Raw genomic sequence first — 17,129 nt, forward strand, 5'->3', positions numbered from 1 at the left:
TGTCGGATGAAGCGACACTTGCCGGCCGACATGACTCCCCACCTCCGAGCTGCCTTCCGCCTCCTGTCGCCCGGCACGGCGCCGCGCCGCGGCCTGTTCCTGTCCATCAGCCTCGCCGTGGTCGCCATCGTGGCCGTGTTCGCCGTGGTGATCGTCGACGCGCGGGCCGACGCCCGGCGCTCCGCCGAGGCGGCCGAGGTCAACCTCGCGACGGCCCTGGCGCGAGACATGGACCGCAACGTGGAACTGCTGGACCTGTCGATCCAGGCGGCCCGCGACTCCTGGGCGGATCCGCGCGTGCGCGCGCTCGATCCCGAGCTGCGTCAGCTCGTCCTGTTCGATCATTCCGCCAGCGCCCGCTACATCGACGCCATCCTGGTGGTGGACCGCGACGGCACCGTGCTGGCCGACTCTCGCTCGACCGCCCCCGCGGCGCGCGACTTCCGCGACGCGGACTTCTTCGCGGCGCAGCAGGCCGGCGACGCCGGCCTGTTCATCGGCCGGCCGGTCCGTGCGCCGGGCAAGGGCGAGTGGCACATCGCCTTCAGCCGCCGCATCACGGCGGACGACGGGAGCTTCGCCGGCATGGCCGTCGGCTTCCTGAACCTCGGCTACCTCACCGAAACCTACAAGCACCTGCCGCTCGGGGACGGCAGCATCCTGCAGCTCCTCAACGCCGACGGCACGCTCCTCGTGCGCGAGCCCGAGGCGCGGGGCACCGTGGGCCGGTCCTTCAAGAACAGCCCCGTGTTCCGCCTCATGGACGGCCCCGAGTCCGGCACCTTCGAGGCCACATCGACGGTCGACGGCAGGCCGCGGCTCTTCGCCTACCGCCGCGTGGGCGCCCTGCCGCTGATCCAGGTCGTCGCGGAAGGCACCGACGCCGTCTTCGCCGGCTGGCGCGCCAAGGCGCTGGCGCTCGGCGCCGTGGTGGCCGTCCTGTGCTCCGGCATCCTGGCGCTGCTGTTCGGGCTCAAGGGCGAGCTGCAGAGCCGGGTCGCGGCCGAGCGGAGGCTCGACGTCCTGGCCTCCACGGACCCGCTGACCGGCCTCGCCAACCGCCGCCGCTTCTTCGAGCGGGCCGAGGCGCGCTGCGCGGAGGCGGCCCGCGGCGGGCTGCCGCTGTCGCTCGTGATGCTGGACGCCGACCACTTCAAGAGCTTCAACGACCGCTACGGCCACGCGGCCGGCGACCGGGCCCTCGTGGCCCTCGCGCGGGCCATCGAGGGCGAGGTCCGGGGCGGGATCGACGTCGCGGCGCGCTACGGCGGCGAGGAGTTCGTCCTCCTGCTGCCGGGTCTCGACGGCACCGCGGCCCTGGCCGTGGCGGAGGCCATCCGCGCCGCGGTCGCCGGCCTGGCGCTGCCGCACGACCGCGCCCCGGCCGGGATCGTCACGGTCAGCGCCGGGCTGGCTTCGGTCGGCCCGGGGATGCCCGCCGAACTCCGGGCCCTGGTGGAAGGCGCCGACGCCGAGCTCTACCGGTCGAAGCGCGACGGCCGCAACCGGTCGAGCGGCGGCGGGCGCCTGCTGGCGCGCTATCCGCGGCCGGAAGCGCTGTCGGCCTGATCCGGCCCGCCGAGCGCGGCCGCGTCGGCGACCAGCACGGCGTCGACCGCGGCGGCGCGGCCCCGCACCGCGATGGCGTGGACGAGGCCGCGCGGCACCTCGCGCCCGGCCCGCGACAGCACGGCCGCCGACACCACGGCCTCGACGTCGCGCTCCTTGGCGACGCCTTCGAGCCGGCTCGCCACGTTGATGCCGTCGCCGACCGCCGTCAGCCCGACGGCCTGGCCGTAGCCCATGTCGCCCACGACGGCCGAGCCGAGGTGCAGACCCATGGCGATGCGCAGCGGCTCGCCGAGCTCGGCCGCGAACTCGTCGTTCATCCGCCCGAGGCCGCGCGCCACGCCGGCCGCGGCGGCGAGCGCCTGCCGGCACGCCGCCTCCGGGGCGGCGTCGAGCCCGAACAGCGCCAGCGCGCCGTCGCCGATGAACTTGTCGAGGTGGCCGCCGGCCTCCTCCACGGCCTCGCCGACGATCTCGAAATAGCGGTTGAGCAGGAACACCGTGTCGAAGGGCAGCCAGCGCTCGACGCGGTGGGTGAAGCCGCGCAGGTCGCAGAACAGCACCGCCAGCTCCCGCTCCTGGCTCGCCGAGGCCGGGCGCGGCGCGGGCGCTCCGGCGCCCCTAGCGCGCGGCGGCGCGAAGACCGGCATCACGGCGAGGTCGCGCGTCGGGCGGAGCTGGCAGGCGAGGCGCAGGCCGGGGGCGGCGTTCGAGCGCTCCAGCGTGGCGCGCTCCAGCGCGTCCGGGTCCGGGAGGTGGTCGAGGCCCGCGGTGACCCGCACCCGGCAGGTCGAGCAGCGGCCGCGGCCCCCGCAGAGCGAGACGTGCGGCACGCCGCCGATGCGGCTCGCTTCGAGCACGGTCGAGCCGCGCGGCGCCGACACGCTGCGCCCGTCCGGATAGGTGACGCGGAAGCGGCGGTGGCGGGTGAGCCACAGCCGCGCGCCGCGCGCGAGCAGCACGGCGGCGATCGGCGCCGCGAAGGCGAGGGCGAGCCCGTCCCGCAGCGCTTCGGCGCTCGGGGCGGGACCGGCGCGGGGGCGCGGGTGCCAGGGCAGGGCGGCGACCTCGCGCCCGGCTTCCGCGAAGCCGAGCAGGGCCAGCACCGGCACGAGCAGCGCCGCGGCGAGGAGCGGCCCCGACCAGCGCCCGAACCAGGGGCGCGCCCGGAGCGCGAACCAGAAGCCGAAGCAGCCGTGGACCCAGCGGACGAGCAGCGCCACGACCTGACGGGCTCCCCCGGGCGGGTTGATGACCCACAGGGCGCGGACCTGGTCGGCGTAGGTCATGGGCAGGCCGGTCAGCGCCGGCACGATGCGAGCGGCCACGACGTGCGGCAGGATCAGGAACGGCAGGGCCAGCCCCAGCCCGAGCTGGGTGGCCTCGCGCGCCGTCATGCGCAGCGTGCGCCGGCGGTGCAGCGCCCGCAGCGACAGGCCGAAATGCACCAGCAGGGCGCCGAGCAGGAGGGCGGTGCCGGGCGGCGCGTGCCAGAAGCCGCCGAGCCAGGGCCCCGCCCGGTCCATCGCGCGCAGCGACACGAGCCCCAGGGCGATGTCGGCGAAATGCGTGACGAGATAGAGGCCCAGCACGGCGCCGGACCAGATCCGCAGGCTGCGCGTCCGGAGCGCGTCGGGCCAAGCGGGCAGGGGAAGCGGCATGGGCTCCGGCTCGATGCGGACGGCGCGGCCCGCGACGGGTCGCCGTCCTAGCACGTCCGGCCCGGCCCGCCGATGAGGCGAGGTGAGGCGGGACGGCTCGGAACTCCCCTCTCCACGAGGGAGAGGGGAGCGGCAGGCGCCGTGTCGGGATCTCGGCGCCGCGTCGTCAACCGCCGCGGCGGTTGCGCTTGGCGAGCGTGCGCAGGCGCAGGGCGTTGAGCTTGATGAAGCCCGCCGCGTCGCGGTGGTCGTAGGCCACCGCGCCCTCCTCGAAGGTGACGAGGTCCTGGTCGTAGAGGGAGTGGGGCGAAGAGCGGCCGACGATCGAGGCCGAGCCCTTGTAGAGCTTCATGCGCACCGTGCCGGTGACGAACTCCTGGCTCTTGTCGATGAGCCCCTGCAGCAGCTCGCGCTCGGGCGAGAACCAGAAGCCGTTGTAGATCATCTCGGCGTAGCGCGGCATCAGCTCGTCCTTGAGGTGGGCCGCGCCCCGGTCGAGCGTGAGCTGCTCGATGCCGCGATGGGCGAAATACAGGATCGTGCCGCCGGGCGTCTCGTACATGCCGCGCGACTTCATGCCGACGAAGCGGTTCTCGACGAGGTCGAGCCGGCCGATGCCGTTGGCGCGGCCGAGCTCGTTGAGCTTGGTCAGCAGCGCCGCGGGGCCGAGCCGCTCGCCGTCGATCGACACGGGGTCGCCCTGCTCGAACCCGATCTCGATCACGGTCGCCTTGTCGGGCGCCTGCTCGGGGGACACGGTGCGCGAGAAGACGTAGTCCGGCACCTCCTCGGCGGGGTCCTCCAGCACCTTGCCCTCGGAGGACACGTGGAGGAGGTTGGCGTCGACCGAGAAGGGCGCCTCGCCGCGCTTGTCCTTGGCGATGGGGATCTGGTTCTTCTCGGCGAAGTCGATCAGCGCCGTGCGCGAGGTCAGGTCCCACTCGCGCCAGGGCGCGATCACCTGGATGTCGGGCTCCAGCGCATAGTAGCTGAGCTCGAAGCGCACCTGGTCGTTGCCCTTGCCGGTGGCGCCGTGCGCCACGGCGTCGGCGCCCATCCGCCTCGCGATCTCGATCTGCTTCTTGGCGATCAGCGGCCGGGCGATGGAGGTGCCGAGCAGGTACAGGCCCTCGTACTGCGCGTTGGCCCGGAACATGGGGAACACGTAGTCGCGCACGAACTCGTCGCGCAGGTCCTCGATGAAGATGTTCTCGGGGCGGATGCCGAGCAGCAGCGCCTTCTGGCGGGCCGGCTCCAGCTCCTCGCCCTGGCCGAGGTCGGCCGTGAAGGTGACGACCTCGCAGCCGTAGGTGGTCTGCAGCCACTTCAGGATGATGGAGGTGTCGAGCCCCCCGGAATAGGCGAGGACGACGCGGCTGATCTTCTTCGGGGTGCTGGGCATGGGGCGGTGCGGCCAAATCGGTGCGGGACGTGACCCTTGCAAGGGCCGGGCCGGACTATAGGGGCGGGCGCCCGCGGGGCAAGGCGGGGATCAGGCCGCCGGCCTGCGCGCCCGCACGTGCAGGAACAGCGGCGCCACCGCGGCGTCGGCGACGATCGGCACGGCGCGCGCGAGATCCGCGCTCGGGCAGGGCTCGCCCAGGGCCTCGATCGCGAGGCCGGCGCCCACCACCATCGCGACCCAGTCGCCGAGCGTGCGGTGGAAGCGGGGCACGCGGAACGGCGCGACGCCGCCGCGCTCGGCCTTGGGCAGGGCCGTGAACCACCACACGTCCTCGGCGCCGTCGACGCGGTCGAAGTAGCGCGCCACCTCGACGGCGCGGACGTTCCCGTCCGGCTCGCGCAACACGCGGCGGTGGGGCGGCACGAAGCAGGGGTGCAGGATCGAGAACTGGAGGAAGCCGCCGGGCTTCAGCACGCGGGCCGCCTCGCGCAGCGCCAGCGCCGGGTCGGGCACGTCCATCAGCGACATGAAGGCCGTGGCGAAGTCGAACGCCCCGTCCGCGAAGGCGAGCGCCAGAGCGTCGCCCTCGCCGTAGAGGATGCCGAGCGGCTCTGCGGCCTCGGCCTCGCGCGCGGCGCGCACGAAGGTGGGCGCGACGTCGACCGCCCGCATGTGCGCGCCGCGGCGCGCCAGGGCGCGGGTGTTCGAGCCCTCGCCGCAGCCGATGTCGAGCCCGTCGAGGCCCGACACGTCGGGCAGCAGCGCCAGGAACGCCGGGGTGTTGAGCGCGTCGCGGTAGACGTCGAGGCCGCGGCGGGCCTGCTCGGTCCAGGCCGGGGCATTCAGCTCCCAGGCGCGGGCGACGTCCTCGGGCCGCATGGCTGGTCCCTCCGCCGCCCGGACGCGAAAAAGGCCGGTCCCGCGGGACCGGCCTTCTACCGTCGAGCGATGCTGAGGTCCAGGATCAGCCCTTGTGGCTTTCCATGTACTTCTTCGTGTGGTGATGCACGTTGCCCTCGGCGTCGGTGTACTCGCGCGACTTGAGGTCGGCGTCCTCGGCGGCGTCGGACTTGGCCGGCTCGGCCTTTTTCGCTTCGGCCTTGTGGGCGGGCTCGGCCTTCTTGGGCTCGTCCTTGGCTTCCGCGTGCGCGGGCTCCTTGTGGGCCTTGGCGGGGGCCTTCTTGGCGTGCTCCTCGTGAGCCGCCTCGTCCTCGTGCTTCTTCGCGGCGGTCTTCTTCGGCGCGGCGTGCTTGTCGTCGTGCTTCTCGTCGGGGTGCGTGCCCTCGGCGTGGGCCTTCGGGGCCTCGCCGCCGTGGTGGCCCTTCAGCCGGCCGTCGTGCTCCGGATCCTTCACCTGGCCCTGGTTGCCGCTCGCGTTCTTGGTCGCCATGGTCTGCCCCTTGTGTGAGATCCGGCCTGCGGGCGGCGCATCCCGTGATCTCCGGAATGCGCCGCCTCGTCCGTGGGCACACAAGCCGCGCAAGGGCTGTGCAGTTCCTGGCGCCCTGGGGATAAACAAAGGTTGCGCCGTCTCGTCGCAGTGCGCGGCTGGGTGGAACTTCCTGCTCAATCCTTGTGCGGCGCCTCCGGCCGGTTGAGCCGCGCCGGCGGGCGATGGAAGCTCTGCCGCCCGTCCTTGAAGCCGATCTCGGGCTGCACGATGCCGGCCACGACGTCGGCGCGGTCCTTCGCGTCGAAGGCCACGAAGGTGGCGGGGCCGCCGACCGCGATCCCGTAGTCGGCGAGGCCCATCAGGCGCGCGGCCGAGCCGGTGACGAGGTCGAGGCAGGCCGCGAGGTCCTCCTCGCCCGCGAGCTGCGCCACATTGGCGAAGAGGTTGGCCATGCGCACCAGCGAGCCGTCGCCGTAGGGCGTGAACGGGTTGCGCAGGTTGTTGGTCGCCGCCGAGCAGCGGACGCCCTCGCGCGCGAGCCGGTGCGCGGGCGCGACGCCGCGCGGCACGTTCTCGGTCGCGTCGCGGCCCATCAGGAACAGGTCGGTCGCGGGCAGCACGGTGACGGCCACGCCCGCACCGGCGAGGCGGCGGGCATAGGCGTCGAGCCGCTCCGGCGGCAGGGCCGACAGCTTGGTGACGTGGCCGATCGCCGTGCGGCCGCCCCAGCCGCGCCGCTCGGCCTGGCGGCACACCTCGTCGACGTCGAGGCTCGCCGCGTCGAGCGAGAAGTCGAGGTGGAGGTCGACGTCGAGGTCGCGCTCGACGGCGAGGTCGAAGATGCGCGCGATCTGGCCGTGGCTGTCGTCGTCGATGTAGGGGGCGCCGCCGACGAGGTCGGCGCCGAGGTCGAGCGCCGACACCAGCACCTCGTCGCAGCCGGGGTCGTCGAGCAGCCCTTCCTGCGGGAACACGCAGAGCTGGAGGTCGATCGCCCAGGCGTAGTCGCGCTTGAGCCGGTGCAGCGCGCGCAGGCTGGTGAGGCCGACCCGCGGGTCGACCTCGACGTGCGTGCGCATGCGGTTGGTGCCGTGCGCGATCGCCATCTCCAGCGCGCGCGCCGCGCGGGCGTAGACGTCCTCCTCGGTGAAGCGCTTCTTGGCCTCGGACACGCTCTTCACCGCCTCCTGCAGCGACCCGCCGCAGGGGCAGCGGTCGTCGAGGCAGGCCTTGTCGAGGTGGACATGCGTATCGACGAGGCCGGGCAGCGCCAGCCGCCCGCCGAGGTCGATCTCGGCGGCCTCGCAACGGATGCCCGGCGCGATGTCGGCGATGCGGGTGCCGGCGATGGCGATGTCGAGCGGGCCGCGGCCGTCGCCGAGGTTCGCGCGGCGGATCACGGTGTCGATGGTCATGCGGGCTCTCCGTCGGGTGCGGCCCGTCCGGCCGCGTCTGCCGCAACGACACCACGGTTCGAGAGTTCACTGCGAACCCCCGCTGCGGCCGAAATACCGGCGGGACAGCTCATGGCCGAACCAGGGAGGCTCGATGGATCCGAGATCGACCGTGCGGACCGACCGCGACGCGGAAACGCTCGCGGCCGTGATCGACGCGCAGCGCGCCGAGCAGCGCAACGCCGAATCGCTGCTGTCGCGCCTGGGCGAGCTGCGCGACGCCCTCGTGGCGCGCGGCAGCGAGGAGGCCCGCGCCCGCCTCGACGCGCTCGACCGCGAGATTGCCGCCGTGACGGAGCGCGTCCGGCAGGCGCTGCGTCTCCAGGCCGAGCTGAGGATGCGGCTCGGGCGCGGGCGGGGCGCGCATTGACCGTCCGCAGCGGCGTGCCAGGAAGCCCCGTCCCATTCCAGCCGTCAGACATGCCGACGCAGGTCTGACGGATCGCGCCGCGCGAGCGGCGCGCCTTCGCGCTGGCCGAGCGTCCGGAGGTCTGACCCTCGGTGGGACCCTCGCCGGTGTCGGATGCCGGCACGAAAAAGGGCGGCCCGAAGGCCGCCCCGCACTGTCGTCGTGCTCCGTCCCGGCCCGCGCGGGGAGGGGCGGAACGGGCGTTCCGCTCAGTCCACCAGCTCCTTGGCCCGCTCGGCGCGCTTGCGCTCGTTCGGGTCGAGCTTGGTCTTGCGCAGGCGGATCGACTTCGGCGTCACCTCGACGAGCTCGTCGTTCTCGATGTAGGCCAGCGCCTTCTCCAGCGTCATGCGGATCGGGGGCGTCAGGCGCACGGCCTCGTCCTTGCCGGCGGCGCGGATGTTGGTCAGCTTCTTGCCCTTGAGCACGTTCACCTCGAGGTCGTTCTCGCGGGTGTGCTGGCCGATGATCATGCCCTGGTACACCTTCCAGCCGGGCTCGATCATCATCGGGCCGCGCTCTTCGAGGTTCCACATGGCGTAGGCCACGGCCTCGCCGGCGTCGTTGCTGAGCAGCACGCCGTTGCGCCGGCCCTGCAGCTCGCCCTTCCACGGCGAATAGGAGTGGAACAGCCGGTTCATGATGGCCGTGCCCTTGGTGTCGGTCATCAGCTCGCCCTGGTAGCCGATGAGGCCGCGGGTCGGGGCGTGGAACACGAGGCGCAGGCGGTTGCCGCCCGAGGGGCGCATCTCCAGCATGTCTGCCTTGCGCTCGCTCATCTTCTGGATGACGACGCCCGAGTGCTCCTCGTCGACGTCGACGACGACCTCCTCGATCGGCTCCAGCCGCTCGCCCGATTCCTCGTCCTGGCGGTACACCACGCGGGGGCGCGAGATGCCGAGTTCGAAGCCCTCGCGGCGCATCGTCTCGATCAGGATGGCGAGCTGCAGCTCGCCGCGGCCCTCGACGATGTAGCTGTCGGCCTGGGGCGAGTCGGAGATGCGCAGCGCGACGTTGCCCTCGGCCTCCTTCATCAGGCGGTCGCGGATGACGCGGCTCGTCACCTTGTCGCCCTCGGTGCCGGCGAGCGGCGAGTCGTTGACCAGGAAGGTCATCGACAGCGTCGGCGGGTCGATCGGCTGGGCGTGCAGGGCTTCCGTCACCTCGGGCGCGCAGAGCGTGTCGGCGACGTTGAACTTGGTCAGGCCCGCGATGGCCACGATGTCGCCGGCCTCGGCCACGTCGATCGGCGCGCGCTCGATGCCGCGGAACGCCAGGATCTTGGACACGCGGCCGGTCTCGACGACCTTGCCGTCGTTGTCGAGCACCTTGACGTTCTGGTTCGGCTTGATGCTGCCCGACTGCACGCGGCCCGTGATGAGGCGGCCGAGGTAGGGGTTCGATTCGAGCAGGGTGCCGAGCATGCGGAACTCGCCCTCCTCGACCTTGGGTTCGGGAACGTGCTTGAGCACCAGCTCGAACAGCGGCGCCATGCCGTCCTGCGGACCTTCGGGCTTGTCGGCCATCCAGCCGTTGCGGCCCGACCCGTAGAGGATCGGGAAGTCGAGCTGGTCGTCGTTGGCATCGAGGGCGGCGAAGAGGTCGAACACCTCGTTGACGACCTCGGTGGTGCGGGCGTCGGCGCGGTCCACCTTGTTGATCGCCACGATGGGGCGCAGGCCGAGCTTCAGGGCCTTGCCGACCACGAACTTGGTCTGCGGCATGGGGCCCTCGGCGGCGTCGACCAGCACGATCACGCCGTCGACCATCGACAGGATGCGCTCGACCTCGCCGCCGAAGTCGGCGTGGCCGGGGGTGTCCACGATGTTGATGCGGGTGTCGTGCCAGACCACCGAGGTGACCTTGGCTAGGATGGTGATGCCGCGCTCCTTCTCGAGGTCGTTCGAGTCCATCACGCGCTCGGCGACGCGCTGGTTCTCGCGGAACGACCCGGCCTGCTGGAGCAGCTTGTCGACCAGCGTGGTCTTGCCGTGGTCGACGTGGGCGATGATGGCGATGTTGCGGAGCTTCATGGGTCTCGTCGGGCCTCGTCCGTGCGGCCTGTTCCGCTGCGGGAGCGGCCGGACCGAACGCCTGGAAGGCCGACCCTCGCGCGTCGCGCGGGAGGGGCCGGCCTCGGGGTGCTAAGCGTTTCAGCGCGCCGTCGCGGGCGACACCGATCTCAGATGGGGACGGTGCGACGCCGTTGCGACCGGGCGTGTCAGGGCTCCCACGCGTCCATGGGCTTCCGCCGGGCTCCGCATCCTCGGACCGTCCGGCTCTCGAAAGCACATGGACTCGTGGGGACCCTCGTCGCCCGTGAGCGCGCTCGTCCTACACCATCCGGCCCGGCTTGGAAACCCGCCATGCTGCACTGCAACCGGGCCGCCCGGACGCGGATGGACCCCGGCGCGCTGTCGCGCCGTTGACGTGCCTGCACGCCGGCCCCGTCCCGGCCCCAGCGGGAATCAGCACCCATGCGCACCAACAAGCTCGGCCGGACCGGCCTCTTCGTGTCCGAACTCTGCCTCGGCACCATGACGTTCGGCGGCACCGGCGAGGTGTGGAGCAAGATCGGCAGCCTCCAGCAGAGCGAGGCCGAGGCGCTGGTGAAGACCGCCGTCGACCGCGGGATCAACTTCATCGACACGGCCGACGTGTATTCCGGCGGCCTGTCCGAGGAGATCACCGGCCAGGCGCTGCACGGGCTCGGCATCGCGCGCCACGACGTCGTGCTGGCCACCAAGGCCTTCGGCGAGACCGGGCCGGGGCCGAACACGCGGGGCTCGTCGCGCGTCCACCTGATCGAGGCCTGCAAGGCCAGCCTGAAGCGGCTCAAGACCGACTACATCGACCTCTACCAGCTCCACGGCTTCGACCCCGCGACGCCGATCGAGGAGAGCCTGCGGGCGCTCGACGTCCTCGTGAGCCACGGCCACGTCCGCTACGTCGGCGTGTCGAACTGGGCGGCGTGGCAGATCGCAAAGGCGCTCGGCATCTCCGAGCGGCTCGGCCTCGCCCGTTTCGAGAGCCTGCAGGCCTATTACACGGTGGCGGGCCGCGACCTCGAGCGCGAGCTCGTGCCGATGATGCGGAGCGAGGGCGTCGGCCTGATGGTGTGGAGCCCGCTGGCCGGCGGCCTCCTGTCGGGCAAGTACGGCCGCGACGCGCAGGGCGAGCAGGGCAGCCGCCGCACCGCCTTCGACTTCCCGCCGGTCGACAAGGACCGCGCCTGGGACGTCGTCGACGCGCTGCGGCCGATGGCGGAGCGGCGCGGCGTGTCGGTGGCGCAGATCGCGCTGGCGTGGCTGCTGCACCAGCGCGCCGTCACCAGCGTCATCGTGGGCGCCAAGCGCGTCGACCAGCTGGAGGACAACATCGCCGCGGCCTCGGTGGACCTGACCGCCGAGGAGATGGACGCCATCGACCGCGTGAGCGCGCTGCCCGCCGAATATCCGGGCTGGATGTTCGCCCGCCAGGGCGAGGTGCGGCGCAGGCAGCTCGCGGGCGAGCCGCGGGCCGAGATGCGCTGAGCCGGGCCGCTCAGCGGTCCACGGCGAGGCGCAGCGCCAGCCCCGTGAACACCGTGCCGAGCGCGATGCCCGGCGCCCGCCTGAAGCGGACGCGGCCCGCCGCGGCGCGGGCGAGGCGGCTCGCGCCGAGCACGATCGACCCGTTGACCAGGAGGCCGATCAGGTTGAGCACGGTGGCGAGCACCATGATCTGCGCCGCCACCGGCCCGGCCTCGGGCCGCACGAACTGTGGGAACAGCGCCAGGGCGAAGAGCGCCACCTTCGGGTTCAGGATGTTGGTGAGCACGCCCTGGCGGAACACCGCCGTGAGCGGCAGCCGCCGCGCGGCGCGGTCCGGCGTCAGGGCCGAGCCCCGCGAGCGGAAGGCGCCCCAGGCGAGATACAGGAGATAGGCGGCGCCCGCGTAGCGCACGGCGTCGTAGGCCAGCGGCACGGCGCGGAACAGCTCGGACAGGCCGAGCGCCACCGCGGCGGCGTGGCAGTAGATGCCCGCCTGCGCGCCGAACAGCGACGCGAATCCCGCCCCGCGCCCCTGCGCGACCGAGCGCGACAGGATCAGCAGCATGTCCGGCCCCGGCGTGCAGGCCAGCGCCAGCGCGGCGGCGGCGAAGAGGGCGAGGGTCGACGCGTCGGGCACGGGGGATGTCCTGTCAGGGGCGAGGGAGGGCCGCCGCGCGGGGCTCGGCAGCGGTCTCATGCGGGCCGCCGTCGTCGTGGGCGTAGGCCGCGATGATCGCGTGGAGCAGGCCGGGGAAGCGGGCCTCAACCTCGGCGAAGCGCGAATGGTTCTGCATCTCCACCCCGCGCCGCTCGCAGCGGATCAGGCCGGCCTCGCGCAGGACCCGGAGGTGGTTCGACAGCGACGACTTGGGGATGACCCGCCGCCCCAGCGCCGACACGGCCGAGCAGGTTTCCACGAAGCCCTCGCCCGTGATCTTGGCGAAGATCGCGGCCCGGCACGGGTCCGACAGGGCGTGCAGGATCGCCTCCGGCCGGACGTCGGCCATCGCGGGATGGGAGGGCGATCTCATGCCCCATCCCTAATCGCGCTTGACGCCGGAGTCGATTGTTCCGATGTTCCGAACTATGGGATTTACGGCCGCCGACCCGGCGCCGTCCCGGAGGTCGAGGATCGCGCGCATGGCAAAGCTGGATGGCAAGGTCGCGGTGGTGACCGGGGCTTCGAAGGGAATCGGCGCGGCGATCGCCGCGGCGCTGGCGCGGGAGGGCGCGGCCGTCGTGGTCAACTACGCGTCGAGCCGGGCGGGGGCGGATGCGGTCGTCGAGGCGATCGCCTCGGCCGGCGGCCGGGCCGTGGCGGTGAAGGGCGACGTTTCGAAGGCGGCGGAGGCCCGCGGGCTGATCGACGCGGCCGTGGAGGCCTTCGGCCGCCTCGACATCGTCATCAACAACTCCGGCGTCTACGAGTTCGCCTCGATCGGCGAGGTGAGCGAGGAGCACTACCGCCGCATCTTCGACGTCAACGTGCTGGGCCTCCTGCTGGTGTCGCAGGCAGCGGCGAAGCACCTCGGCGAGGGCGGCCACATCGTCAACATCTCGTCGGTGGTGACGAGCCTGTTCCCGCCCGACTCGGCCGTCTACACCGGCAGCAAGGGCGCGGTGGACGCGATCACCGGCGTGCTGGCGAAGGAGCTGGCCCCGCGCGGCATCCGCGTCAACGCGGTCCGGCCGGGCTTCGTCACGACCGAGGGCACGCAGACGGCGGGCCTCGCCGGCTCGGAGATGGAGGCCGGGATCGTCGCGCAGACGCCGCTCGGCCGCGCGGGCCGGCCCGACGACATCGCCGACCTCGTCGCCTTCCTAGCCTCCGACGACGCGCGCTGGCTGACCGGCGAGGTGATCGCCTCCAGCGGCGGCCTGCGCTGAGGCTAAGCCGTCCGGCCCGCGGCGGCTACAGCCAGGTCTCGTGCGGGACCACGTCGGCGTCGTGGTAGTTCACGTATTGCGCCAGGCGGGGCCGGCCCGACCGGTTCGGGCTGGCGCCGTGCGGCAGCTCGTGGCGCCAGATCACGAGGTCGCCCGCGCCGGCCGGCACCGGCACGGCCTCGGCCGTCAGGTCGATCCCGCGCGGGTCGGCGTCGCCGATCTCCGCGAGCCAGCCGGCGATCCGGCGGTGGAAGCCGGGCACCACCCGCAGCGGGCCTCCATCGGCGGCCGTGTCGGTCAGGTACAGGATGCCGCCGGTCATCAGCGGCATCGGCTGGGCGAGGCTCATGTCCCAGTGCAGCGGCGTGCCCTGGAACGGGAGCGTCGCGGTCTCGGGCGGGTTGAAGCTCATCTGGTCCGTCGAGCACCACAGGTCCGCCGTGCCCCGGAGCTGCGCGATGGCCTTGTGGATCCGCGGCGAGCGCCGCGCCGCCTCCAGGGCCGGGTCCTGGAAGCGCCCGACCCAGAAGGTGCCGGAGCGGGGGCGGTACCAGCTGGCCGGATCAGCGGCTGTGCCGCCGACGAGGCGCCACAGGAGGGCCTCGGCGGCCCCCGCCTCCTCGCGCGTGAGGGCGCCGCGCAGCACCACGTAGCCGTGCCGGTCCCAATGCGCGAGGTCGTCGGCGTCGAGCACCGCGTCCATGGCGTCGATCGCGCGCAGGCGCCCGGCCGCGGCCTCGGGCACCGGCCCTCCGTCCATCCAGGCGTTGAAGCGCGCGACCTGCACGGGGTCCGGCGCGCCGGCGGTCGCCACCACCCAGTCCGAGAAGGCCTCGAAACCGGGCCGGACCTGCCCGAGGTGGGCGTAGGCCTGCCCGATGCCGAGGCCGAGCAGGTCGAGCGTCACGCGGTCCGCCAGCGGGCGCGCGGGCCGCTCCGTCGACCGCCCCGTCATCCGCTCCAGGAAGCCCGCGATGCCGCTGATCCGGGCGAGCGGGGAGGAGGCGGGCGCGGAGGACGGGTCGTTCATGGTCCGCATCCTGCCGTGGCATCGGCGCGCGGGCAAGCGGCGCGCCGGTTGTCGTCGGGGCGCGGGCGTGCGGCGTCGCGCTCGGCCCGGCGGCGCCGGCTTGTCGGCGACGGCCGCTCAGGGGGCGGAACGCTTCCGCCCGGCCACCACCTCGCGCACGGAAGTCCAGCGCATGTCCGAGTAGCGGGCGTTGTCGAGGGGCGCGAGCTTGCCGCGGCCCGAGAACATGTCGCGCATGTATTGCAGGCCCTGGAAGGGCGGGAACACCGCCCGCCGGCCCGGCATCACGGTGCGGGCCGCGACGATCAGCGCCGACAGGGTCCTGAGGCTGCCGGCCCGCATCGTCGTGAAGCTCTGCCCCGTCGCGGCGCTGGCCGAGGCCGCGATGCCGCGCGGGCTCGTCTCGTCGCCCGAGATGCGCAGGACCCGCGGCGCGCCCGGGTCGAGCGCCGCACGGGCCGTGAAGGCGGCCGTGTCGTCCATGGTGGTGAAGTCGACGCGCTGGTCGGCGTCGCCGAAGTGCAGCACGCGCTTGATCGGGAACAGGATAAAGGGCGCCGGCCCGACGATGAGGTCCGTGAAGCCGCCGTTGAGGATCGATGTGGCGCGGATCGGCGCGGCGTCGAGCACGCGGTGGAAGTCGCGCCGGAGGTCGAGGTTGCGGTTGTCGCCGGGGCGGGTCTTCGTGAAGTCGAGCGAGAAGTCGGAGGGGATGAAGCGCGGCACGCCCGCCGCCACCGCGGCGCGCAACAGCACGCCCTGGGTGCCGAGGATGGTCGGCGCGAGGCCGTTCAGCGCCGACACGGCGCAGGCCGCGCCCCGGCAGGCGGCCGCGACCTGTCCCTCGTCGTCGAGATCGGCCTCCACGGTCTCGACGCCGATGCCGCGCAGGCTGGCGATGCGGTCCTCCGCGGTGCCGCGGCGGAGCACGGCTCGGACGGAGGCGCCGCGCTCGCGCAGGGCGCCGGCGATGCGGGAGCCGAGCGCCCCGGTGGCGCCGGCCAACACCACGTCGACCGCCTTCGAAGCTTCACCGGCCATGTCGTCCATACTCCCGCCTGTGCCGGCCCAACGGTCGCCGGGCGGGAAAAGGTGCCGGGCCGATGTTCGTCGAGACGCCGTCATCGCGGGCGGAGGGAGCCTCCGCAGAGCGGCTTCGCCCTCCCTCACACGCTGAGGTGCGCCCGCACCTCCTGCTCCACCATGTCGGCCTTGGCGCCGGCCAGCACGACCGAGCCGCGGTCCATCACGGCGAAGCTGTCGGCGAGGTCGCGGGCGAACTCGAAATACTGCTCCACCAGCACGATCGCCATGTCGCCGCGGCCGCGCAGGTAGTCGATGGCGCGGCCGATGTCCTTGATGACGGAGGGCTGGATGCCCTCGGTCGGCTCGTCGAGCACGAGGAGCTTCGGCCGCGTCACCAGCGCGCGGCCGATGGCGAGCTGCTGCTGCTGGCCGCCCGACAGGTCGCCGCCGCGCCGGCCCATCATGGCCTTCAGCACGGGGAACAGCTCGAACACCTCCTCGGGCACGTGGCGCATGGCGCGGCCGACCGGCGCGAAGCCGGTCTGCAGGTTCTCGCGCACGGTGAGGAGCGGGAAGATCTCGCGACCCTGCGGCACGTAGGCGATGCCGCGCCTGGCCCGCGCGTGGGTGGGCAGACGCGACACGTCCTCGTCGCCGAGCCGGATCGTCCCGCCGCGGATCGGCTGGTGGCCCACGATGGCGCGCAGCAGCGAGGACTTGCCGACCCCGTTGCGGCCCAGCACGCAGGTGACGCGGCCGAGCTCGGCGCGGAGCGAGACCTTCCGCAGCGCCTGGGCGGCGCCATAGAAGAGGTCGATGGAGTCGACGGTCAACACGCTGCAATCCCTCGCAGACCTGAGCGCGACCCCCTTCTCCCGCGAAGCGGGAGAAGGTGTCGGCGCGAAGCGACGACGGATGAGGGAACCCCGGGCGCGGGCGTGGCGCCATCCCCCCATCCGCCCTGACGGGCACCTTCTCCCGCTCGCGGGAGAAGGACGGAACCTCACCGCCCGAGATACACCTCCACCACGCGCGGGTCGGCCGACACCTGGTCGAGCGGACCCTCGGCCAGCACCGCGCCCTCGTGCAGCACCGTCACCTTGACGCCGAGGTCGCGCACGAACGTCATGTCGTGCTCGACCACCACCACGGCGTGGTCCCGCGCGATCTCGCGCAGCAGCTCCGCCGTGGTGGCGGTCTCGGAATCCGTCATGCCCGCCACCGGCTCGTCGACGAGCAGCAGCTTCGGGTCCTGCGCGAGCAGCATGCCGATCTCCAGCCACTGCTTCTGGCCGTGGCTGAGGTCGCCGGCGCGGCGCGCGCGGTGGTCCCACAGGCGGATGCGGCGCAGCACGCCGTCGACCTTTTCCTGGCGCTCGCGCGCGGCTCTCCCGAACAGCGTCGCGAAGGCGCCGCGCGGCGCTTTCAGCGCCAGCATGACATTGGTCTCGACGGAATGGTTCTCGAACACCGTCGGCTTCTGGAACTTGCGGCCTATACCCAGTTCCGCGATCTCGGCCTCGTCGCGCTTGGTGAGGTCCGTCGAGCCGCCGAACAACACCGTGCCCTCGTCGGGCCGGGTCTTGCCGGTGATGACGTCCATCATCGTGGTCTTGCCGGCGCCGTTCGGGCCGATGATGGCGCGCATCTCGTTCGGGGCCAGCACCATGGAGAGGCCGCGCAGCGCCTTGTAGCCGTCGAAGGACACGCGCACGTCGTCGAGGTAGAGCAGCGACGAGGTGAGGACGGGGTCGGTCATGGG

At 73.0% G+C, this 17,129-nt stretch carries 16 protein-coding genes; 4 read left to right on the forward strand and 12 right to left on the reverse strand.

Annotated features, from left to right (window positions below; genetic code table 11):
• The first annotated feature begins 18 nt into the window (after positions 1-18).
• A complete protein-coding gene (locus L7N97_RS16765; protein WP_237479441.1) occupies positions 19-1,569 on the forward strand; it encodes a sensor domain-containing diguanylate cyclase in 1,551 nt (516 codons plus the stop codon).
• Here the strand turns inward: L7N97_RS16765 and L7N97_RS16770 are convergent.
• The 5 genes from L7N97_RS16770 to L7N97_RS16790 all read right to left on the reverse strand — a co-directional run bounded on the left by L7N97_RS16770 (position 1,539) and on the right by L7N97_RS16790 (position 7,443).
• Positions 1,539-3,230 carry an adenylate/guanylate cyclase domain-containing protein gene (locus L7N97_RS16770; protein WP_237479442.1) on the reverse strand — a complete coding sequence of 564 codons (1,692 nt, stop codon included), beginning with the start codon at positions 3,228-3,230 and terminating at the stop codon, positions 1,539-1,541. The two genes, L7N97_RS16765 and L7N97_RS16770, sit on opposite strands and share 31 nt — an antisense overlap.
• A gap of 166 nt (positions 3,231-3,396) precedes the next feature.
• Complete coding sequence (locus tag L7N97_RS16775) at positions 3,397-4,632, reverse strand: argininosuccinate synthase (protein ID WP_237479443.1); 1,236 nt, start codon at positions 4,630-4,632, stop codon at positions 3,397-3,399.
• A 90-nt stretch (positions 4,633-4,722) separates the two neighbouring features.
• Complete coding sequence (locus L7N97_RS16780) at positions 4,723-5,514, reverse strand: class I SAM-dependent methyltransferase (protein WP_237479444.1); 792 nt, start codon at positions 5,512-5,514, stop codon at positions 4,723-4,725.
• Between the two features lie 85 nt (positions 5,515-5,599).
• Positions 5,600-6,025 carry a hypothetical protein gene (locus tag L7N97_RS16785; RefSeq protein ID WP_237479445.1) on the reverse strand — a complete coding sequence of 142 codons (426 nt, stop codon included), beginning with the start codon at positions 6,023-6,025 and terminating at the stop codon, positions 5,600-5,602.
• Positions 6,026-6,201: 176 nt separating this feature from the next.
• Positions 6,202-7,443, reverse strand: a complete 1,242-nt coding sequence (locus L7N97_RS16790; protein ID WP_237479446.1) for an amidohydrolase family protein — start codon at positions 7,441-7,443, stop codon at positions 6,202-6,204.
• A gap of 133 nt (positions 7,444-7,576) precedes the next feature.
• On the opposite strand from L7N97_RS16790, the gene L7N97_RS16795 reads away from it, so the two are divergent.
• Positions 7,577-7,852, forward strand: coding sequence for a hypothetical protein (locus L7N97_RS16795; protein WP_237479447.1), 276 nt, complete (start codon positions 7,577-7,579; stop codon positions 7,850-7,852).
• 248 nt (positions 7,853-8,100) lie between these two features.
• Here L7N97_RS16795 and typA read toward each other — a convergent pair whose 3' ends face one another.
• On the reverse strand, positions 8,101-9,924 hold the full coding sequence (typA, locus tag L7N97_RS16800; RefSeq protein ID WP_237479448.1) for a translational GTPase TypA: 1,824 nt from the start codon (positions 9,922-9,924) through the stop codon (positions 8,101-8,103).
• Positions 9,925-10,368: 444 nt separating this feature from the next.
• On the opposite strand from typA, the gene L7N97_RS16805 reads away from it, so the two are divergent.
• Positions 10,369-11,424, forward strand: a complete 1,056-nt coding sequence (locus L7N97_RS16805) for an aldo/keto reductase (RefSeq protein WP_237479449.1) — start codon at positions 10,369-10,371, stop codon at positions 11,422-11,424.
• 10 nt (positions 11,425-11,434) lie between these two features.
• On the opposite strand, the gene L7N97_RS16810 is transcribed toward L7N97_RS16805, so the two are convergent.
• On the reverse strand, positions 11,435-12,061 hold the full coding sequence (locus L7N97_RS16810) for a LysE family translocator (protein WP_237479450.1): 627 nt from the start codon (positions 12,059-12,061) through the stop codon (positions 11,435-11,437).
• Positions 12,062-12,074: 13 nt separating this feature from the next.
• Positions 12,075-12,455: a winged helix-turn-helix domain-containing protein gene (locus tag L7N97_RS16815; protein WP_237479451.1), complete on the reverse strand. Its 381-nt coding sequence runs from the start codon at positions 12,453-12,455 to the stop codon at positions 12,075-12,077.
• A 109-nt stretch (positions 12,456-12,564) separates the two neighbouring features.
• Here L7N97_RS16815 and L7N97_RS16820 point away from each other — a divergent pair, with 109 nt between their 5' ends.
• Complete coding sequence (locus L7N97_RS16820; RefSeq protein WP_237479452.1) at positions 12,565-13,311, forward strand: glucose 1-dehydrogenase; 747 nt, start codon at positions 12,565-12,567, stop codon at positions 13,309-13,311.
• Positions 13,312-13,336: 25 nt separating this feature from the next.
• On the opposite strand, the gene L7N97_RS16825 is transcribed toward L7N97_RS16820, so the two are convergent.
• The 4 genes from L7N97_RS16825 to urtD form a co-directional block, all read right to left on the reverse strand.
• Positions 13,337-14,341 (reverse strand): phytanoyl-CoA dioxygenase family protein, encoded by a 1,005-nt coding sequence (locus tag L7N97_RS16825; protein WP_237479453.1) that lies wholly within the window; start codon positions 14,339-14,341, stop codon positions 13,337-13,339.
• Between the two features lie 117 nt (positions 14,342-14,458).
• Complete coding sequence (locus L7N97_RS16830) at positions 14,459-15,382, reverse strand: NmrA family NAD(P)-binding protein (RefSeq protein ID WP_237479454.1); 924 nt, start codon at positions 15,380-15,382, stop codon at positions 14,459-14,461.
• A gap of 125 nt (positions 15,383-15,507) precedes the next feature.
• Complete coding sequence (gene urtE / locus L7N97_RS16835) at positions 15,508-16,203, reverse strand: urea ABC transporter ATP-binding subunit UrtE (RefSeq protein ID WP_237479455.1); 696 nt, start codon at positions 16,201-16,203, stop codon at positions 15,508-15,510.
• A 167-nt stretch (positions 16,204-16,370) separates the two neighbouring features.
• A complete protein-coding gene (gene urtD, locus L7N97_RS16840; protein WP_237479456.1) occupies positions 16,371-17,126 on the reverse strand; it encodes an urea ABC transporter ATP-binding protein UrtD in 756 nt (251 codons plus the stop codon).
• Positions 17,127-17,129: the final 3 nt, after the last annotated feature.

This window comes from Lichenibacterium dinghuense, assembly GCF_021730615.1.
GTDB lineage: Bacteria > Pseudomonadota > Alphaproteobacteria > Rhizobiales > Beijerinckiaceae > Lichenihabitans > Lichenihabitans dinghuensis.